Here is a 20,093-nt window from a genome sequence, read left to right on the forward strand (position 1 = left end):
ATTTTTTTCTATATTAAACAACTTATTTTAAGGAACAATTATGAAATACCCTTTAGATTGTGAAGACAATTTTTCAAAATCATTTTTATTTTGGATAGCTAAATTTCTAAAATTTAAATTAAATTCTTTATCAAATAAACTACTTGAAAAAGCAGAAGAATTAAGAGAGATTAATATTGCTTTAAGTAAAAATAATTTCACTATAGAAGAATTAGATGAGTTAGCTAAAAAATCAAGAAATATAGGAATGATTGGTGTAAATACTTATTTTAACCCTATTAAAAAATTTTACGAGCAAATAATTCACTATAAGCTGTACTCTCTAAAACTAATTGATGAAGAATTAGTAATTGAAATTCTATCAAGCATAACAGCAGGTCTTAGTGATGCGAGTAAAAAAAATCACAAAATCGCTATAGTTAATTTTTTTAAATTTTTAAGTTCGCAAAATAAAGATGATGATAGTTCTTATGTTTATGAAATAGAGTTAAAAAACTGGTCAGGATTAAACTCATCATCAGGACAAAAACTACCAGAATTTATGAGTGAAGAGCAAATGAAAACATTTTTAAATACTCTAAATAATTATGAGTTTAAAAGTAATCAAGACAGAAATAAACTTGCTATAAAAATCATATTATTTACTGGAGTAAGGGTTAATGAAGTTCTTAGATTAAGGTTAAAAGATATTAGCTATGAAAATGATTTGATAAGCCTTAGAATTCATGCTAAAGGTAATAAATATAGAGTGGTTTTACTAAATATAAATTCCATTAAAGAGCATTTAGAATATTTTAATAATTTCGCCGAACCTAATCAATACTTATTTACAAATAAACAAGGTAAGCCATTAACTCAAGCTTATATATCAAGATTAATTGAAAATGTATTATTAGCAGCAGGTATTCGTAAAGAAAAAAATGGAGCTCATATGTTAAGACATAGTTTTGCTACCCTACTTTATAAAAAAGAAAAAGATTTGTTATTAGTCCAAGAAGCCTTAGGACATGCTTCCCTTAATACTTCAAGAATTTATACTCATTTTGATAATGATAAATTAAAATTAGCAGCAAAAATAGCTAATAATTTAAAAGAAGACTAAAAAGTCTTCTTATGTATCCATCAAAACTATTAAATTAATTTAGCTCAAAACAAGTATAGTCTATATATTAAGTAAAATAACAAATAAAACTAGCAAAAAAACTTTTCATCATATAAGCTATATCACCAAAAAACGAACCTAATCCATAAATAACTCTGAATTACTCTAAATATTTAAACTGAATACCATACTTTATTTTGAAATTATTCTTTTATAAAGTAAAACTAAAAAAACAACTAGCTAAAATAAAACTAGCACAGATAAAAAACACTTTTTCATCATATAAGTTATAAAAATACCCACCACTTAAACTACCAAAAAACGCACCTAATCCGTAAAAACTCTGATTTATTCCAAATATTTTTGAGCTAATTTGTTTAGGTATCTTTTTTCTTATCATAGAATAAACACTAGGCATAATAGAGCAAAAGCTAATACCGGTTATAAACCTAACTAAGCAAAATAACCAAAAATTATGGCTAGTAAAATAATGCAATATTAAACATATAAACAAAGCAAAAGTGCTAATTAAAATTAAATTAACTTCTCCATAATCTTTTGCTAATTTTGATAATTTCGGAGCAAATATAGCACTAGCAATTCCTGCTAAACTAAAGCAAAAACCTGTAGCTAATTCTTTATGGTCTACTAATTTTGAAACAAATAAGCCGATTATAGGACCTATAAATGTTTGAGAATACTGCACTAAAAACGAAGCTAAACACAAAACTATTACAAATGAATACAAGCCTTTATCAAGCCTTATTTTTTCGCCTTTAGGAACTGGAGTAAAATCTTCTTTTACAAAAAACAATATCAATAAAAATATACTAATTAATAAAAATCCTGATATTGCAAACTGAACTCTAAAATCAAAAAAGTGCATTAATACTCCACCAAACAATGGTCCTAAAAGCGAGCCTGTTATCTGAAATGAGCTAAGTTTTGCAAGAGATACATTCACATCATCTTTAGGAGCATTAACAGCTATTAATGCAATACAAGCAGGGTTAAACCCAGAAAAAAATCCCATAATAAATCTAAGTATTATAAATGATTCTGCGGTTTTTAAAAATACACTAATTAACAAGCACAAGCCCATACCAAAACTAGCTCTTAAAAGCATTTTTTTACGACCATATTTATCAGCTAAAATACCCCATAATGGTGCAAACAACGCCATAGTAAGTGTGCTACCAGCATAAGCTAAACCACTATATAAGCTAATCTTATCTCCGCTCACTCCATATTCTTGCATAATAAATGGTAAAAGCGGTAGAATTTGATTAAGCGCTAATGTGCTTAAAAATGAACCTAATGAAACTATTAAAAGCATAAATTTAAAATTACTTTGCATAGGTTTATTATAGTTCTTGTTTGTAATTAAAGCTACTTTTATAGTGAATAATTAAGTGATTTAAAATGAATTGAAAGCTTTAAATATTCGTTGCTTAAGTTAGATTTTATTTTAAAAAACACTCAAAAGGAATTTAAAAACAAACTTTTAAATTCCTTAATCTTTTTTAGTATTTACTTGCACTTTTAAAAATATACTTACTCATCATCACCAGGAGCTACTCTTTGTAAGTATTTTACTACTTGATAGTATTCATTCTCATCTAAACTTGCATTATCTTGCATAGATTTAATTGTGCTTGGCCATACATTTTTACTAAACTCATCATAAGCATGTAAAGCATGGCATATACCACATCTTTCTTCAAATAATGCCTTACCATCTTCTATAATATCTTTATTTGTAATCTTAGCACTATCAACACTAGCTACTATCTCTACTACTTCCCAAGTATTATCATAATCATCTACTTTAGTTCCTATTACTTTAACAGCATTAGCATCATCAAGATTTACGCTATTTGATAAGACACCTAAAGTATCATAAATAGCTTTTCCACCTTTAGGACGATAGCCTGTAAGTTTTATCTCGCTTTTATTATTATCATTTTTAACTATATCAAACTTAGTTCCTATAATAATTGTTCCTATTGTTTTATTATTAATACTTAAAGGAGTGTTTTCTAGAGCATAATTATTAGCTAATAATGAGCTTGTAATTAAACTTAATAATATTAGTTTTTTCATTTTTTATTATCCTTATAAATGTTTTTATACTTATTATTATTTGTTTTTATTACTTATCTTAATAAGTATTTTTAAAGCCTAAAATATACTTTTAGGCTTTATTTAATTTATGCTTTAAACTTTGGTTGTCTAAATAAATCAAGTGCTGGAATTTCTTTAGTATATTTTTCTATTTCTACTAAAGCAGTTGCTTGATTACCACAAGCAAGTTTGCTACTTGGAATATCAGCTATAAGCACATTCACATCTCCGTGTAAGCATAAGCCTTTTTTATTAGGATTATACCAAGAGCCTTCTTGCATTCTAATTACACCAGGTTTAACATATTCAGTTACTAAAACACCACCTAGTATTTCCCCTCTATCATTAAATATACGAACTATATCTCCATTTTTAATACCACGAGCTTTTGCATCAATTGGATTCATCCATAAGCTTTCTTTTCCTTCTACTTCTTCAAAATCTCTTAAAAAAGTATTATTAAGTTGTGAGTGTAATCTATACTTTGGATGTGGAGTGATTAGATTTAATTTATATTTTTTAGCATTGCCTAAATATTCAGCTGGTTCATAAAATTGAACTAAGCCTTTGCAATCATCATAGCCAAACTTATCAATCTTTTTAGAAAATATTTCTATCTTACCACTTGGAGTTCCTAATCTATTAGTAATTGGGTCATCTCTAAAATCTTTCATTTTTACGAAATTCTTAGCTTCTTCAGGAGCTTTAAATTCTACATAGCCTTTAGCCCAGAACTCATCAAAGGTTGGCATTGATAGGCCTGTAGCACTTGCTTTATCGCGAGCTTCATTATAAAAATATTGCACCCAACCCATCATATCGCGACCTTCTGTAAAGGCATTTAATGCGTTATCTCCAAAATGTTTTAATATACCACAACAAATATCATAGTCATTTTTCGCATTGTAAAGTGGTTGTATGGCTTGTTTAATTGCAAATAAGTATCTATTATCTGTAGATTTAGTTATATCATTTCTTTCTATTTCAGTAGTAGCCGGTAGAACTAAATCAGCATGTCTTGCACTAGCAGTCCAAAATATTTCTTGCATGATAAAGCTATCAACTTTTTCAAATGCTTTTAGCATCCTATTTCTATCTTGATGATGGTGCATTGGATTACCACCAGCCCAATAGATACATTTTATATTAGGAAATACTTTTTTCTTTCCATTAAAATCATATTCTTTACCAGGATTTTCAAGCATATCTACTATTCTTGAAACAGGAATTACTTCGTTTTCTCTATCGCTCCACTCTCCCTTAATACTAGGAACTGCACCAATACCTAATAATCCAGGAGAAGTATATTCTGGTTTAGCATTACCTAAACTTACAGAATTATCAGCCCCTGCATCGGCATCATGGTAGTGAAACCCATATCCACCACCATCAAGTCCAATTTGCCCTAAAACAGATGCAAGAGTTATCATAGCCCAGTGAGCTTGTTCTCCGTGATGAGCCCTTTGAAAACCCCAACCTGCCATAATCATAGTTCTATTTTTAGCCATAAGTTCTGCTAATTCTTTTATTTTTTCTGCTTTTATACCTGTAATTTTTTCTGCTAATTCAGGAGTTTTTGGATTATTCTCATCAAATAATCTTTCTTTTAATTTAGCAAATCCTACCGTGTATTTTTTAAGGAATTTTTCATCGTGAAGATTGTTTTTAATTAGATGATAACACATTGCTTCTACTAAGGCAACATCGGTTGTAGGATTAATAAATACTTGTTCTGCACCTAAAAATCTCGCTGTATGATTTACCACTGGGTCTATATTTATAACTCTAATTTTACCTTCTTTAATAAGTTCTTTTAATCTTTGTATATATTTATTTGTTCTATGCATTCCTACAAACCAATTTGGATGGTGTATTTGATTTGTAGTAAGAATATCTGCTGACCACATTACAATTACTTTTGAATGTTCTAATACATTATCCCAAGAAGTAACTTGTGCTGCTGATTCATCTACTCCAACTATATGTGGCGTAATAGCCCCAATGCAATGACACGAATAGCTTAAAACTCTAGCGGTATAACCACCTGTAATATTTAACATTCTATATATTAAAGTTTGTGGATTTCCAACACCACCAACTCCGTGCCAACCATAATTGCCACCATAAACAGCATTAGAGCCATATTTTTCATAAACTCTTTTAAGCTCATTAGCTACTAATTCATAAGCTTTTTCCCAAGTAATCTCAACAAATTCTTCTTTACCCCTTAAGCTTTTAGGAGCTTTTTCAAATCCTTTTTCTAAAACACTTTTTCTAACGCTTGGGTTTTTAATTCTATCTGGAGCATAGGTTCTAGCTACAACACCATTTAACATTGAACTAGGAGATTCATCTCCTTTAAATGGAATTACCCCTTCTAATCTTCCATTTTTAACTATAGGATGAAAAGCACCAAAATGCGATACAGACATACTTCCTTCAATGGAATTTGGCAACAAATTATTTTCACCAATAAAATCAACAGCACCTAAACTTGACGCACTAGCTGCTACTCCTGCTGCACCTTTTAAAAAGCTTCTACGAGATAACTTTTCCATAAATTCTCCTTTTAGTTTAAATAAAACTTAATTTTTTAAGTTATATAAAAATTATAATATTAAAATATGAAAATAAGTTAATGGAATAATTTTAAAAGCTTGATATTTATTAATTTGAATATTATTCTAAATATTTAAAAAATAATCATTTCATTTCTTTTGACATTCTATAAATGAATGAAAATACTTCGGCAACAGCCTTATACATTGCAGGTGGAATTTCTTCTCCTAATTCTAATTTGCTTAATACTTCACATAATTCTTCATCTTCTTTAATAGGAATATTATGCTCGTTAGCTAATTTTATAATTCTTTCGGCAATTTCTCCGCTACCTGTTGCCATTACTTTTGGAGCATTATTTTTATCTTTGTTATAGCCTAAGGCTAGGGCTTTTCTTATCTTACTCATACTTTTTTATTAAATCCTAAGTCTAATGTATATTCATCTTCGTATTTGCTCTCTCTTAATTTACTAATAAAGAAATTAGAAGTAATTAAACCAGCTTTTCTTAAATCCTTTTTAAAACCCCTTGCGTGATTGATTAAGATTTCTCTAAAATTATCATTTTCTATCATCATATTAATATCTAAATATTTATCTTGATTTAAACCAAGCATAATATTAATAGCTCCAAGTCTTTTAAATTTTAGCTTAATTTGTGCGTAAAATTTATCTTCGCTATCACTTTTAAAACTAATATTTGATTCATCTAAATCATCTAAAGAGTAGGGTAAGTATGTATTTACTTCATTATTTGCAACTGATATTATTTGATTTAATTCTATTTGATTTAATAGTTTTTGGCTCATATCATAGGCTGCTTTATTATCTTTTGCTAAAGCTACTTTTGAAGTTTGAAGCAGTATTGATTTAGCATCATTTGAAATGGAATTGTTTATATGTTCTGCAGTTCTAGTTACAACCTGATTTACATCTTTTTTGGCTTGATTTAAGTGAGTTTTTAGGCTTTTTATTTCTTGAGTATTGATATAATTTTTAAAACTTTCTTCATTTTTTAAATTAGCACTTAGTAATTTTGTCAAACTTTCAATTTTATTTTGCAAACTCAAATTCTCACTATTTAAAATAGAACTTATTGTATTGTTTTGATTGATTGCTTGTTTGATTTCTGGATTATTCAACAACTTTAATTCTTGTTTAATATCTTGAGATTTTGTTATATCTTGTAAAGCTTTTAAATCACTTTTTATATCTTCACTTGATTTTTCTATAGGTTTTTCAGTAGCTTTTATTTTATCATCTGTGGTTTTAGAATTTAAATTATTGATTTTTTGATTTTCCTTATTTTCAAATTCTTTTGTTGTTTTTATTTCAATTTTATTAGTATCTTTAGTATAAATATCATTATTATTTTTTAGAATTTCTTTAATATTTTCAAGTTTGCTTAAAATATTATTCTCATTATTTGAAATTTTATAATTATTTTGCACATTTGATGGGTTGTTTATGATTTCTTTTGCTAGATTTTTTATGTTTTGAATATCAGCTTTTAAACTTGCTAATTTTGGTAATATGCTTTTTACTTTATCGTTTTTAACTTCAATATTTATTAGGTTTTTTATTTCTTTATTGATTTTATCTTCTAATTTATTTGCTACTTCAATTAGTTTTAGTGGTTCGGTATTTTTTTGTAAATACGCTCTAGCGTTTTTTAATAATTCTAAAGTTTTTATAACAGGGGTAGTGGTTGATTTATTTTCTAATTTTTGATTTATAAAATTTTCTAATTTTTCAAGGGATTTTTCGGCACTCATTTGCTCTTGACCGAGTTTAAAAATCTCACTTTTTAAATCACTTGTTTTGATATTTTTCATAAATGAAATAAGCCTAAAAAAGCTTTGTGGTAAGGCTTGTTCGTTTAGATTAGCCCTTAGTTTGCTCTCTAAAAATACACCTGAATTATTTAAAGCTTGAAATAAGGCTTTTGAATCTTGCATTTTGGTATTTAATAAATTATCAAGTTTATTTACAAATACTTCTAAATCCTTATCCTTGCTTAAAATTGCTTTTAATTCTTTAATATCTTGAGCAATATTTTTTGAAATATTTATGTTTTTTGCATTTTCGCCTAGTTGGTTTAAATCTTTACTTGATTTTATTCCATCAAGTAATTTATTTACGATTTTTTTAAGACCTAGCTCTAGTGTTTCATCTTCGCTTAAGGCTTCATTGATTAATGAACTACCTTCTTTTAAGGGTTCTTTAATATCTTTTGTATCTTTTACATTGGGTTTTAAATTCCCTTGTTGCTTTAGCCCTAAATCACTATTTACTAAAGAATTTAAAGTCGTATTTATATTATTCATCGTTGCCTAAATGCACAAATTGACTTGGTTTTTGCTCAAATTCTATTCTATTTACAGCGTCAATTTTTGGTTGGGTAAGAGTAAAAATAGCTAAGAAAAACAATAAAACTATATAAACTAAAATATAAGCATTAGCTCCAAAATTACTTATCATAAAGCCTAAAATTATAGGAGATAAAACAGAGCTTGAAACATAAGCAAACATTAGCGTTCTTCCGATTTCAAGCATTTGCGAGCTTTCTTTTGCTCTATCACTAGCCCTTGCAAGTGCTAAAGCATATACACAAAAAAGACCCATTCCAAGGAAAAAGCATAAAATAAATATAGCAATTTTGTTACTTGCTAAAAAATATAGCCCTAAACTTGCAAAAAATGCAAGTATTACGCAAGATAAAATCGCTATTTTTCTACCATAAGTATCAGAAAATTTACCTATAAATAATTGTGCTATAAATCCGCCTAACATTGCTGTGAAAATTAGCAAAGATATATCTTGAATATTGTAATTTAATGCTAGAAAATATGTCTGAGACATAGAAAAAAATCCATTCATTAAAAAGCCACCAACAAATGCTGATATAAATGCTAATTTTGATACATTAAAAATATTTGGGATACTGATTTTACGCCTTTCTTTAAGGATAGGTTGTTTGATTTTTAACAAATTAAGCGGTAACGAACATAATAAAATCACTATAACAGCTATTATAAATACATTATTGTAATCTGGTTCAAAATATAACAATAATACTCCTATGGCAAAACCAGAATAAAATACTATTTCATAAATTGAAAGCATTCGTGAGCGAATTTCGTTTTTTGATTTTTGATTTATCCAAGATTCAATAATTACTAATAATGTATAGTATGAAAATCCTATTGTAAATCTTAAAATAGCCCAAAAATATATTTCTTTTGTAAATATATGCAAAATTGCAGCTATAGCAAATAGTGAAGTAAAAAAACCAAAACTTCTAATATGTCCTACTTTTTGAATTAGACTATGAGAAAAAAATGTACTAATTAATGCACCAAAATATATGCTTGAACTTACTAATCCTACATAAAATTCATCATATCCAAGATTTTTTAGTAGTATAGAATTTGAGCTTAGTAAAAAAGAATTTCCTACAAACAATAGCAAAGATGCAAATAATAATGCTCTTAAAGAGTTGATTGTTTTTATCATTTAAATATCCTTACTAATAATAAGTTTAAAATTATTACAAAAGAACTTGCAAAAAAAGCAATTATATTAAAAAGCTTATTATTAATTAATATTAATACGAGTATTATAAAAAAAACATAGGCTAAAAATTTATATATATTTATAAATATTTTATAATGTTTAATTGCTTTAAAATTCTCTTTAATTCCTTTTTTTGGTATATAAATAGGGTTTGTATTTTGTATAAAAAATCTAGGTGTATTAGCAATTTGGAATTTAGGTAATGATTTTTTAAGGCTTAAATAGCTTAGAAATGGAATTATTAAATTAGCATAAAATGCTAGTTGGATACTATAAAAAGCATCTAAACTAGCAAAGTATAAACATAAAGCTATATTAAAAAATATTAAAGATATTACTAATTTATACATAAAACATTAACTTAGCACAAAGCACAATAAGAATAGCTAGAGTTAATGCTAGTGGGTGTATTATTTTGTTTAAAGGATTTGGTTTTTTGATTACGAATTTGAAAATTAAACTAATAGCTACCATTATAAAAATTAAGCTTGCAAAAGCAACTTTTAGCATAAAAATTTTCTGAAATGTAGTGTCAAAAAAGCCAATCTCGCTACCAACCCATCTACTCATCATCATACCGCCTGTAAGTATTAATAATACTACACAAATTGGCATAATCTTAATAGCTCTTTTAGTTATGCTTTCTTGAATTTGTTGTGCTAATTCTTGGCTTAGATTTTTCTTAGCACGACTAAATATAACAACATCAAAAAACAAATAACCAACAAAAATAATCGCACAAAAAATGTGAATAATAAGTGCAAATGGATATAAACTTTCCATAAAAATCCTTTCATAATATTTTTAAATGAGATTATATTTGTCTTTTTTGTTTGTTTTATTGATTTAGCTTAATTATTATAAAAGTTTATTAATAAATTGTTCTAGGGCAAAATGCCCTAGATTATTAATCTACTTTAAAGTTTTCAATTTCATTGAAGTTTAGATATTTGTAGATATTAGCTTTTTTGCTATCGCTTATTTTATCATTTACTAATTCTAAATATTCGCTTGGGTTTGGTAAGCGACCAAGTAAAGCACAAACAGCAGCTAATTCAGCGCTACCTAAATAAACTTGAGCGCCTATACCCATTCTGTTATCAAAGTTTCTTGTGCTTGTACTAAACACAACAGCTCCATCATTTACACGAGCTTGGTTACCCATACATAAGCTACATCCTGGAACTTCAATTCTAGCACCTGCTGCACCATAAATTGAATAATATCCTTCTTTTGTTAGTTGAGCTTTATCCATTTTTGTTGGAGGTGCTACCCATAGACGAGTTTTAAGCATACCTTTACCTTTAATAACTTCTCCTAAAGCTCTATAATGTCCTATATTTGTCATACAAGAACCAACAAATACTTCATCAATATTTTGTGGGCGTTTGCTATCTGCTAATACTTCACTAAGAGTTGCTACATCATCAGGGTCGTTTGGACAAGCTAGGATAGGCTCTTTTATAGTATTTAAATCTATTTCAAAAATATGCTCATAACTAGCGTCTTTATCAGCTCTTAATAATGTAGGATTATTAAGCCATTCTTGCATTCTAGCTTTTCTTCTTAAAAGTGTATTTTTATCTTCATATCCAGCTTCAATCATAGCATCAATTAAGCTTATGTTAGAATTTAAATATTCAGCTATGCTTTCTTTACTTAAATTAACACAACATGCAGCTGCGCTTCTTTCAGCACTTGCGTCGCTTAATTCAAATGCTTGTTCTACTTTTAGATTTTCTAAGCCTTCAATTTCTAAAACTTTACCAGCAAAAATATTCTTTTTGCCTTTTTTCTCAACCGTTAAATAACCTTCTTTTATAGCTACATAAGGAATTGCATTTACTAAATCTCTTAATGTAACACCAGGTTGTAATTCGCCTTTAAAACGAACTAAAATACTCTCAGGCACATTAAGTGGCATAGCACCTGTTACAGCAGCAAATGCTACAAGTCCTGAACCTGCAGGAAAACTAATACCTATTGGAAATCTTGTATGTGAATCAGCTCCAGTTCCAACTTCATCAGGCATAGCAAAACGATTTAGCCAACTATGAATTACCCCATCACCTGGTTTAAGTGAAACCCCACCTCTTGAACTCATAAAATGTGGTAATGTTGTGTGTGTTGTTACATCGCTTGATTTAGGATATGCTGCTGTATGGCAAAAACTTTGTAATACAAAATCAGCATTAAATCCTAAGCTAGCAAGTTCTTTAATCTCATCTCTTGTCATTGGTCCTGTTGTATCTTGACTACCAACTGTTGTAGTTTTTGGCTCTATATACATTCCAGGAACAACGCCTTCTAAACCACAAGCACGACCTAACATTTTTTGAGCTAATGTATAACCTTTAACTTTTACTTCAGGTTGAGATGGTTTTTTAAATATTTCTTCTTTTGGCATACCTAAAACATCTCTAGCTTTAGCACATAATCCACGACCTACGATTAGTGGAATTCTGCCACCTGCACGAACTTCGTCTAAAAGAGTATTTGGATTTATTTCAAAAGTTGAAACAACTTTACCATCTTTTTTAATTTGTCCGTTTGCAATATCAACAACAAATCTATCTCCCATTTCAAGATTTGTAACATCACAAACTATTGGTAAAGCACCACTATCTTGAGCGGTATTGAAAAAAATTGGAGCAATAGTTTGTCCTAAAATCACACCGCCTGTGCGTTTATTTGGAACTCCTTTTATATCTTCACCTATGTGCCATTGAACTGAATTTATTGCTGATTTACGGCTTGAGCCAGTTCCTACAACATCACCTACATAAGCTACTTGAATGCCAGATTTTTTAAGTTCTTCTATTTTTTCAATACTACCTGGTTGTCTTCTAACTAGCATTGCTTGTGCGTGTAAAGGAATATCACTTCTAGTAAATGCTTCACTTGCTGGACTTAAATCATCTGTATTTGTTTCTCCATTTACTTTAAAGCAAACGCATTCAATTTCAGATGCTACTTCAGGTCTTTTAATAAACCATTCTGCATTAGCCCAACTTGTTAGAACTTTGGTTGCGAATTTATTTCCTTTTTTATGTAATTCAGCAACTTTATCAAAACCATCATGAACGAAAATAATATTAGTTAAAGCATTTGCAGCAAGTTCTGCAATTTCATTGTTTTCTAAAGCTTTAAGTAATACTCTTACATTATAACCTCCAAGCATTGTGCTTAGCATTGATATTGCTTCAGATTTATTTATACAGGTGCATTTACTATTGTTAAATAGTATTTTTTCTAAGAAATCACATTTAATAAGCGCAGAATCATCAACACCAACACCAACACGATTAGCTAATAAATCTTTTAATTTTTCGCTATTTTTATCGTTGTTTTCTAAAAGCTCACATAATTGTTTTGTCTGAGCTACATTTAAAACCAATGCAGGGACATTAAGAGCAGCACGCTCTTCAACTAATTTTTGGTATTCTTCTAAAAATGCCATATTAACTCCTTTAAAATTTTTAAAAAGATTATAAATGCTTTAGATAATAAAAAAGTAGTTTTGTCAAGAAAAATGTATAGGGTCTATATCAATTGTTACTTTTTGTAACTGTTTGTAGTGCAAGGCTAGGTTACTTAGTAACATTTTTTTATTTGAACGGAGCAAAATATAATATCTATAATTATTGTTAATTTTTTCTATAGCACATTTTCCATAGCCTATTATTTCATAATCATTATCGTTTTCTTTGCTATTTTTTAAATGATTTGCCAAGTCTTCACATAAATTACTTGCTTCTATTTCATTTTTTGATGCAATAATTAATCTTAATAGTCTTTTGAATGGTGGATAATTAGTTCTAAAAAATTTCTCATCTTCTAAAAATTCATCATAATTTTGCAAGTATTTTTCAAAAAAATCTTTATTTTGAGTATTTATTAACACTTTAGCTTTTTTGCTTCTTCCTGCACGACCAGCTACTTGAATAGCAAGAGCAAGTGTATTTTCACGAGCTTTATAATCAGGGTAGAATAAATATTCATCAAGTCCTAAAATAGCACAAAATGTAACATTTCTATAATCGTGTCCTTTTGATATTAGTTGAGTTCCTACTAAAATATCTATATTTCCTAATTCAAATTCTTCTAGTATTTCTTTAAGTTTAGTTGCCGAGCTTAATTCATCGCTATCTAATTTTGCAATATTTGCATTAGGTAAAGCCTTTTTTAATTCTTCGCATAATTGAGCTGTTCCTATTATTTTGCTTTCTAATATTTCGCTACCGCAATTATCACAGGTATTTTTTAAATACTCTTTTTTACCACAATAATGGCATTTATATGTTTTATTATGCAAACTCATTGCCACAGAGCAATTAGGACAAACTTTTCTTGAATTACAATCCTTGCATACAACTTGACGATAATTACCACGCACTGGTAAAAATATCATACTTTGCTCTTTTTTATTTAAATTATCTTCTAATAAATCAAGTAAATTAGAGCTAGGTGTCTCAAGACTATCGTCAAAAAGAATTTCTTTTTCGCTTTGAAAATATGTGCCTTTTAATCTAAATTTATTTATATTTTGATTATAAAAACTTTGAAGACTTGGTGTTGCAGAGCCTAAAACGATTTTTGCATTTGTAATACTTGCTAGATAAATTGCCAAATCTCTTGCGTTATAACATGGATATTTTGAAGATTTATACGAATTATCGTGTTCTTCATCTACGATAATTAATCCTAAATTGCTAAAAGGTAAAAAAAGTGCTGACCTAGCACCAATTACTAAAGGCTTATTTCCTAATTCAAATTCTATTAAATCTTTTTGTTTTTTAGCCTTAGTAATTTTGCTATGCCAAGTAATGAATAAATCTTTAAAATATACTTTCATTCTTTTTTGCATTTGTGGAGTTAGGCTGATTTCTGGCATTAAAAACAATGCTTGTTTTCCTTCATTAAGGCATTCTTGAATTAATTTTGCATATATTTCAGTTTTTCCACTTCCTGTATCTCCAAAAACCAAATTCATTTTATTATTTTGTAAGCTATTTAGACACAAAAGTTGTTTTTCATTTAGTTGTAAATTTATATTTATATTTAAATTATTTTTAGTATTAGATATATTTTTGCTTAGTATAAAACTATCAAGACATAAAGATATATTAGCAGCGTAATATTTACTCATAAATTCTGCTAATTTCATTTGATTATCAGTTAGAAATTCATTGAAAATACTTATTATTTGTTTGGTGTTAAAAGTTGGCTTTTCACATTTATTCATAACAATTGCAAGACAATTTTTATTGTGTAATTTTACTTCAACCTTTGAAAATGGTTTAATTTCTTCATCACTTTCATAGGTTAAAGTTTCTAAATTATGTCCTAAAATCGCTACTTTATAATAATTCATCAAGAAGCTTTTTTGATACAAGGAATCATATTATTAATTGAATCAATTCTTTTACTATTACATTTATTACATACTGCTTCTACGCATATTAATTCTGATTTTATACTTCTATAAATAAATTTATAATATATATTAGAATTAAATGTGTATCTATATAGTTCCATTTTCTCATCTTTTATAAGATTACTATCTTTTTTTTCTTTATCTAAGTAATCTTGAAAATCTTTATCTGCTTGATAAGCTGAGTTATATAAATCAGTCCATGCAGAGTATGTTACATTGCTTGTAGCTGTTGTTCTTGCTAAAAAAAGCCAACCTTTATTCTCATCTCCTCTATCTAAGCCATCTTTAAATAAAGATGTAAAAATTTTAGTAGGTTCAATTGGTTTTCCAGAAGAATTTAAATTATCTAGATTATCATAGCTTGACACTTTCCCTACCATTACATTTTTTAGCAGTTGAGCGTTAATTTTTCCATTAATACCTTTTATTTCAGAATTTAAACTAGCTATATCAGATTTAAATTTTAAATCAAAAAAATTAGGTAAAGCTACAGCCGATAATATCCCGATAATAACTATCGCAAATATTAGTTCTATCATAGTAAAGGCTTTTTTATTTACTAGCATTTTACTCGCCTAATTTTTTACAAGGTAAAACTTTTGCACCTGGATACGAATTAAGGCATTTAAAAGTTCCTTTATTTTTATCGTATTCAAATACATATCCATTTTTATTATTATCAGCATAATAAATAAAAGTTTCATTTACAACACTATTAGTCCAACCATCCCAACTACCTTGCTTAGACCCAAAAGTAACAGGGTTTTTTAACACTGCTGCAAAAAAACTATTGCTATTTTTCATATTATTTTGGCATGTTGTGCCTTTATCACGCTTAGCGTCTAAACATAAGCCATCTGGGTATTTTGAAGTGCCATCTGTATAAAGGCTATTTTGCTTATATTGTTCTATGCCTGAACGAATTAAAGCTAGTGTTTCTTTTAATTTTAATATTTGTGCATCATCACGACCTGTAAATAATTTAGGAATAGCAACGCCAGCTAATATACCAATAATCACTATTACAAATATAATTTCCATCATACTCATAGCTTTTTTCATCTTATTCTCCTATTATAGAGCAATCTTCTGCTTTCCAACCGCTTAAGACCTTGCTTTTATCACACTTAAAGCTTCCATCACTTGCATCGTATTTAAAAAATACTGCTGTATTTTCTTTAGGTTTTGTAACAAATAATAAATCATCATCAGAGTTGTCCCAACCAACTGAATTTTTAGCTCTTCTATTAATTCCTTTTGCTACCTCATCAGCAAAAGCAGGAGCACCCTTACAACCACTACTGCATAATTTTGTAGGATATTCTTTGAAGCCTTTTTCTACATAAGAATTTCCAGCGTAGGCTTCAATACCTTTTCTAATAGCTTCAACTTGCTCTTTTAATTGCACTATATGTGCTGTGTCTTTATTAGCCATCATTTTAGGAATTGCAATTCCTGCTAATATTCCTATAACAGCAATAGCAAAAATCATTTCTATCATACTAAATGCTTTTTTCATCTATTTTTCCTTTATTGTTAAGAATATTTATAATATTTATTAAATCTTCTTTTTGTCTTTGCAATTCTGATTTAAGATTTAAATTCTCTTCTTTAAGTTGTGAATTTTCTTCTTGTATTTTTTCAAATTCTTGCACTAATTGAAAGTGTGAGTAACTTTTTTTAAGATATAAATTAATAAATTGTGGTATTTCTATATTTTTTGTAGGGTTTTTTAGCTTATTTATATCATCATTTAAATAAGCTAAAAATTCTTTAGATGGAACATTAAAATTATAGCCCCTAGCTCCTAAGGTTATCGTAAATTTAGTTGTTGTTTCCAAGCACTTGCTCTATTGCTTTTAAGGTTTCTTCTTCAATTAGATTTTTATTTAATAACTCTTCTTCTAATTTACTGATTTCATATGATTGTGCTTCACATTTAGCTTTTGCTTGAGTTAATTCATTCATAAGTCTTTCGTTTTCGCTTACTAAATATTTATATTTTTCCATTAATTCTACTATTTTATTACTTAGTGTGCTTGTTATGTTATCGCTCATTTTGTTTATCCTTAATCAAATTTTAAAGCTGTGATTTTAATTATTTATAGTTAATATAATAATAAAAATTATTTTTTAGGATTAAAATGTTTGAGTTAATTAGTAATTATAAACCATCACCTGACCAAGCACAAGCAATAGAAAAAATTGTAAATGGTGTAAAAAACGGACAAAAATATCAAACTCTTTTAGGAGTTACAGGCTCGGGTAAAACCTTTACAATGGCAAATGTGATAAATAAACTTAAAATGCCTACTTTAATAATGAGCCATAACAAATCACTTTGTGCGCAATTATATAGCGAATTTAAAGGCTTTTTTGCGAATAATCATGTGGAGTATTTCATAAGTTATTATGATTATTATCAACCTGAAGCTTATATTCCTAGAACTGATACATTTATAGAAAAAGATAGCTCGGTTAATAATGATTTAGAAAGGCTTCGTTTAAGCTCAACTGCTTCGCTTTTAGCATACGATGATTGCGTTTGTATTGCAAGTGTAAGTGCTAATTATGGATTAGGAAATCCTGCTGAATATATTGATATGGTAGAATTTTTTGAAATAGGCAAATGCTATAAACAAAAAGAATTATTACTTCATTTAGTAGCTATGGGATATAGTAGAAATGATGCGTTTTTTGATAGGGGGAATTTCCGTGTAAATGGGGATATTATAGATATTTATCCAGCTTATTATGAAGATGATGCAATTCGCTTAGAATTTTTTGATGATGAATTAGAAAAGATTTATACTTTTAATACTTTTGATAATAAAAAAATAAAAGATTTAAATAAATTCACACTTTATGCTGCAAATCAATTTATAGTCGCTACTCCAACTCTTAAAAGAGCTTGTAGGGATATTAAAGATGAGCTTGATGAAAGATTAGAATACTTTAAAAAACAAGGCAAATTATTAGAAGCACAACGCTTAGAACAGCGAGTTGAATTTGATTTAGAAATGCTAGAAACTACAGGAATGACTAAAGGAATAGAAAATTATTCAAGACATTTAAGTGGGCTTAATGCAGGAGAAACTCCTTATACTTTATTTGATTATTTTAAAATAAAACAAAAGCCATTTTTAGTAATTGTAGATGAAAGTCATGTTAGTTTGCCACAATTTAGGGGAATGTTTGCAGGAGATAGAGCTAGAAAGGAAGTGCTAGTTGAATACGGCTTTAGATTGCCAAGCGCTTTAGATAATAGACCATTACAATTTGATGAATTTATTAATAAAGATTGCTTTTTTTTATTTGTGAGTGCAACCCCTGCTGAATTAGAGCTTGAGCTTAGTGGTGAGTGTGTTTATCAGCAAATTATGCGTCCAACAGGACTGCTTGACCCTGAAATTAGCATAATTGATAGCGAAAACCAAATAGAGCATTTATATGATGAGATTAAAAAGGTGATTGCAAGAAATGAGCGTGTATTAATCACAACACTTACAAAAAAAATGGCAGAAGAATTGCAAAGATACTACACAGAATTAGGTATCAAATGTAAATATATGCATTCTGATATTGATGCAATTGAGCGAAATGAATTAATAATTTCTCTTAGAAATGCAGATTTTGATGTGCTAATTGGAATTAACTTGCTTCGTGAAGGACTTGACTTACCTGAAGTTAGTCTTATAGCTATTTTAGACGCTGATAAGGAAGGCTTTTTACGCTCAACTACGAGTTTAATTCAAACAATGGGAAGAGCAGCTAGAAATGTCAATGGAAAAGTAATTTTATATGCTAAAAAAATCACAAAATCAATGCAAGAAGCAATAGATATTACGAGTGAGCGAAGAAGCTTGCAACAAGCTTATAATAAATTGCACAAAATTACTCCAAGAAGTGTTGAGCGAAAATTAGAAAAGACTTTAAAACAAAACGAAGATAATGTTTCTATAAAAAAATCAAAAATAGAAAAAATGCCAGCAAACGAGCGAGCAAAATTAGTAAATGAATTAAGAGAAAAAATGCACCTAGCGGCAAAAGAGCTTGATTTTGAACAAGCAGCGTTTTATAGAGATGAGATTAAAAAACTAAGAAGTATTTAAAATTTTAAAATTAATAATTATTATTAATATTTTTTATTTAAAATATTAGTTCTTATTATCATTATTAAGGAGAACTAATGTTTAAAGGCTTATTAAAAAGCTTAGTTGTGGTGAGTGTTTTATGTGTTGGTGCTAATGCTAAAGTAGAAGTAATTAAAGATGTTTTAGATAGAGAAGTTAAAGTTGATTTACCTGCTAAAAGAATAGTTCTTGGATTTTACTATACTGACTTTTTAGCAGTTGGTGGTAAGGACGCTTTAAAAAATGTAGTAGGATTTTCTAAGGAAGTTTGGACTGGTTGGACTCCTGCTAGCTGGGATGCTTATATTAAAGTCTTACCGGAGTTAAATAATATAGCTGATGTTGGAGAAGTTGAGCTAAGTACATTTTCGGTTGAAAAGGTATTATCTTTAAAACCTGATTTATTAGTATTGGCTGATTGGCAATATGAGATGATAAAAGATCAGCTTGAACCAATTAATAAAGCAAATATTCCTATTGTAATACTTGATTACAACCGCGAAAGTGTTGAAAGACACATAAGAAGCACCGAAGTTATAGGAAAAATTACAAATAGCGAAGCAAGAGCAAATGAGCTTATAAGTTTTTATAAAGGCATAATTGATGATGTGCAAGAAAGAATTAAAAAAGCAAATCTTAAAAAGCCAAAAATTTATATAGAATTTGGAAATCTTGGTCCAAAAGAGCATAGTTATACTTTTGGTAAAGATATGTGGGGTGCTTTAATTGACCTTGCAGGTGGGGATAATATAGCAGCACCACTTGTAGAAAAATGGATGCCAATTCATCCTGAAGAAGTTTTAGCAAGTAAGCCTGATGTAATAATAATTGCTGGTCGTGAAACTGAACTTAAGAAAAATCCAGAAGCTATGGTAATGGGTATTGGAATTAATGAAGAAGAAGCAAATAAAAGGCTAAATGGTTTTAAAACTAGAGCAGGTTGGGATAGTTTGCCAGCTATAAAAGATAATAGACTTTTTGCAGTATATCAAGGAGCTAGTAGAACACTAGTTGATGCTTCTATGGTGCAATTTATTGCTAAAGCTTTATATCCTGATTTATTCAAAGATATAGACCCTATTAAAACTTATATTGATTATCACAAAAAATATCTTCCGATAATTCCAACAGGTTCTTTTGGTATCCAAGCTAAGTGATAAAA

The 20,093-nt window shown here is 28.5% G+C and carries 18 protein-coding genes; 3 read left to right on the forward strand and 15 right to left on the reverse strand.

What is annotated here, in order from left to right; translation table 11 throughout:
* Positions 1 to 40 precede the first annotated feature (40 nt).
* On the forward strand, positions 41 to 1,102 hold the full coding sequence (locus tag KJQ99_RS02680) for a tyrosine-type recombinase/integrase (protein ID WP_214120637.1): 1,062 nt from the start codon (positions 41 to 43) through the stop codon (positions 1,100 to 1,102).
* Between the two features lie 211 nt (positions 1,103 to 1,313).
* Here KJQ99_RS02680 and KJQ99_RS02685 read toward each other — a convergent pair whose 3' ends face one another.
* The 15 genes from KJQ99_RS02685 to KJQ99_RS02755 form a co-directional block, all read right to left on the reverse strand.
* Positions 1,314 to 2,459, reverse strand: coding sequence for an MFS transporter (locus tag KJQ99_RS02685; RefSeq protein WP_214149910.1), 1,146 nt, complete (start codon positions 2,457 to 2,459; stop codon positions 1,314 to 1,316).
* A gap of 197 nt (positions 2,460 to 2,656) precedes the next feature.
* Positions 2,657 to 3,205, reverse strand: a complete 549-nt coding sequence (locus KJQ99_RS02690; protein WP_214149911.1) for a hypothetical protein — start codon at positions 3,203 to 3,205, stop codon at positions 2,657 to 2,659.
* 107 nt (positions 3,206 to 3,312) lie between these two features.
* Positions 3,313 to 5,784 (reverse strand): molybdopterin-dependent oxidoreductase, encoded by a 2,472-nt coding sequence (locus KJQ99_RS02695; RefSeq protein ID WP_214149912.1) that lies wholly within the window; start codon positions 5,782 to 5,784, stop codon positions 3,313 to 3,315.
* Between the two features lie 145 nt (positions 5,785 to 5,929).
* Complete coding sequence (locus KJQ99_RS02700; protein WP_214118364.1) at positions 5,930 to 6,193, reverse strand: FlhB-like flagellar biosynthesis protein; 264 nt, start codon at positions 6,191 to 6,193, stop codon at positions 5,930 to 5,932.
* Positions 6,190 to 8,112, reverse strand: a complete 1,923-nt coding sequence (locus KJQ99_RS02705) for a hypothetical protein (protein WP_214149913.1) — start codon at positions 8,110 to 8,112, stop codon at positions 6,190 to 6,192. Before KJQ99_RS02705 ends, KJQ99_RS02700 begins: the two co-directional genes overlap by 4 nt.
* The gene (locus KJQ99_RS02710) at positions 8,105 to 9,301 is read right to left on the reverse strand and encodes an MFS transporter (RefSeq protein WP_214118368.1); all 1,197 of its coding nucleotides are present in this window, start codon (positions 9,299 to 9,301) and stop codon (positions 8,105 to 8,107) included. Before KJQ99_RS02710 ends, KJQ99_RS02705 begins: the two co-directional genes overlap by 8 nt.
* Positions 9,298 to 9,711 carry a hypothetical protein gene (locus KJQ99_RS02715; protein ID WP_214120517.1) on the reverse strand — a complete coding sequence of 138 codons (414 nt, stop codon included), beginning with the start codon at positions 9,709 to 9,711 and terminating at the stop codon, positions 9,298 to 9,300. The genes KJQ99_RS02710 and KJQ99_RS02715 overlap by 4 nt, the downstream gene beginning before the upstream one ends.
* The gene (locus KJQ99_RS02720; RefSeq protein ID WP_214118371.1) at positions 9,704 to 10,144 is read right to left on the reverse strand and encodes a copper resistance protein CopD; all 441 of its coding nucleotides are present in this window, start codon (positions 10,142 to 10,144) and stop codon (positions 9,704 to 9,706) included. Before KJQ99_RS02720 ends, KJQ99_RS02715 begins: the two co-directional genes overlap by 8 nt.
* A gap of 124 nt (positions 10,145 to 10,268) precedes the next feature.
* Positions 10,269 to 12,821 carry a bifunctional aconitate hydratase 2/2-methylisocitrate dehydratase gene (locus tag KJQ99_RS02725; protein WP_214149915.1) on the reverse strand — a complete coding sequence of 851 codons (2,553 nt, stop codon included), beginning with the start codon at positions 12,819 to 12,821 and terminating at the stop codon, positions 10,269 to 10,271.
* A gap of 63 nt (positions 12,822 to 12,884) precedes the next feature.
* Positions 12,885 to 14,735: a primosomal protein N' gene (locus KJQ99_RS02730; RefSeq protein ID WP_214149916.1), complete on the reverse strand. Its 1,851-nt coding sequence runs from the start codon at positions 14,733 to 14,735 to the stop codon at positions 12,885 to 12,887.
* A complete protein-coding gene (locus KJQ99_RS02735) occupies positions 14,735 to 15,364 on the reverse strand; it encodes a type II secretion system protein (RefSeq protein ID WP_214149917.1) in 630 nt (209 codons plus the stop codon). The genes KJQ99_RS02730 and KJQ99_RS02735 overlap by 1 nt, the downstream gene beginning before the upstream one ends.
* A gap of 1 nt (position 15,365) precedes the next feature.
* Complete coding sequence (locus tag KJQ99_RS02740) at positions 15,366 to 15,860, reverse strand: prepilin-type N-terminal cleavage/methylation domain-containing protein (protein ID WP_214149918.1); 495 nt, start codon at positions 15,858 to 15,860, stop codon at positions 15,366 to 15,368.
* A 1-nt stretch (position 15,861) separates the two neighbouring features.
* Positions 15,862 to 16,317 carry a type II secretion system protein gene (locus KJQ99_RS02745; protein ID WP_214149919.1) on the reverse strand — a complete coding sequence of 152 codons (456 nt, stop codon included), beginning with the start codon at positions 16,315 to 16,317 and terminating at the stop codon, positions 15,862 to 15,864.
* Positions 16,301 to 16,639 (reverse strand): hypothetical protein, encoded by a 339-nt coding sequence (locus tag KJQ99_RS02750; protein ID WP_214149920.1) that lies wholly within the window; start codon positions 16,637 to 16,639, stop codon positions 16,301 to 16,303. The genes KJQ99_RS02745 and KJQ99_RS02750 overlap by 17 nt, the downstream gene beginning before the upstream one ends.
* Positions 16,623 to 16,856 carry a hypothetical protein gene (locus KJQ99_RS02755; protein ID WP_214118384.1) on the reverse strand — a complete coding sequence of 78 codons (234 nt, stop codon included), beginning with the start codon at positions 16,854 to 16,856 and terminating at the stop codon, positions 16,623 to 16,625. Before KJQ99_RS02755 ends, KJQ99_RS02750 begins: the two co-directional genes overlap by 17 nt.
* Before the next feature lie 86 nt (positions 16,857 to 16,942).
* Here KJQ99_RS02755 and uvrB point away from each other — a divergent pair, with 86 nt between their 5' ends.
* The gene (uvrB, locus tag KJQ99_RS02760) at positions 16,943 to 18,910 is read left to right on the forward strand and encodes an excinuclease ABC subunit UvrB (protein WP_214149921.1); all 1,968 of its coding nucleotides are present in this window, start codon (positions 16,943 to 16,945) and stop codon (positions 18,908 to 18,910) included.
* A gap of 77 nt (positions 18,911 to 18,987) precedes the next feature.
* Positions 18,988 to 20,088, forward strand: coding sequence for an ABC transporter substrate-binding protein (locus KJQ99_RS02765; protein WP_214149922.1), 1,101 nt, complete (start codon positions 18,988 to 18,990; stop codon positions 20,086 to 20,088).
* Positions 20,089 to 20,093: the final 5 nt, after the last annotated feature.

It is taken from the genome of Campylobacter sp. 2018MI13, assembly GCF_018501135.1.
GTDB lineage: Bacteria > Campylobacterota > Campylobacteria > Campylobacterales > Campylobacteraceae > Campylobacter_E.

Excerpts from the sequence above, each read along its gene's own strand:
- KJQ99_RS02680 (WP_214120637.1), top strand. The coding sequence starts at position 41 with ATGAAATACCCTTTAGATTGTGAAGACAATTTTTCAAAATCATTTTTA.
- KJQ99_RS02685 (WP_214149910.1), bottom strand. The coding sequence starts at position 2,459 with ATGCAAAGTAATTTTAAATTTATGCTTTTAATAGTTTCATTAGGTTCA.
- KJQ99_RS02690 (WP_214149911.1), bottom strand. The coding sequence starts at position 3,205 with ATGAAAAAACTAATATTATTAAGTTTAATTACAAGCTCATTATTAGCT.
- KJQ99_RS02695 (WP_214149912.1), bottom strand. The coding sequence starts at position 5,784 with ATGGAAAAGTTATCTCGTAGAAGCTTTTTAAAAGGTGCAGCAGGAGTA.
- KJQ99_RS02700 (WP_214118364.1), bottom strand. The coding sequence starts at position 6,193 with ATGAGTAAGATAAGAAAAGCCCTAGCCTTAGGCTATAACAAAGATAAA.
- KJQ99_RS02705 (WP_214149913.1), bottom strand. The coding sequence starts at position 8,112 with ATGAATAATATAAATACGACTTTAAATTCTTTAGTAAATAGTGATTTA.
- KJQ99_RS02710 (WP_214118368.1), bottom strand. The coding sequence starts at position 9,301 with ATGATAAAAACAATCAACTCTTTAAGAGCATTATTATTTGCATCTTTG.
- KJQ99_RS02715 (WP_214120517.1), bottom strand. The coding sequence starts at position 9,711 with ATGTATAAATTAGTAATATCTTTAATATTTTTTAATATAGCTTTATGT.
- KJQ99_RS02720 (WP_214118371.1), bottom strand. The coding sequence starts at position 10,144 with ATGGAAAGTTTATATCCATTTGCACTTATTATTCACATTTTTTGTGCG.
- KJQ99_RS02725 (WP_214149915.1), bottom strand. The coding sequence starts at position 12,821 with ATGGCATTTTTAGAAGAATACCAAAAATTAGTTGAAGAGCGTGCTGCT.
- KJQ99_RS02730 (WP_214149916.1), bottom strand. The coding sequence starts at position 14,735 with ATGAATTATTATAAAGTAGCGATTTTAGGACATAATTTAGAAACTTTA.
- KJQ99_RS02735 (WP_214149917.1), bottom strand. The coding sequence starts at position 15,364 with ATGCTAGTAAATAAAAAAGCCTTTACTATGATAGAACTAATATTTGCG.
- KJQ99_RS02740 (WP_214149918.1), bottom strand. The coding sequence starts at position 15,860 with ATGAAAAAAGCTATGAGTATGATGGAAATTATATTTGTAATAGTGATT.
- KJQ99_RS02745 (WP_214149919.1), bottom strand. The coding sequence starts at position 16,317 with ATGAAAAAAGCATTTAGTATGATAGAAATGATTTTTGCTATTGCTGTT.
- KJQ99_RS02755 (WP_214118384.1), bottom strand. The coding sequence starts at position 16,856 with ATGAGCGATAACATAACAAGCACACTAAGTAATAAAATAGTAGAATTA.
- uvrB (WP_214149921.1), top strand. The coding sequence starts at position 16,943 with ATGTTTGAGTTAATTAGTAATTATAAACCATCACCTGACCAAGCACAA.
- KJQ99_RS02765 (WP_214149922.1), top strand. The coding sequence starts at position 18,988 with ATGTTTAAAGGCTTATTAAAAAGCTTAGTTGTGGTGAGTGTTTTATGT.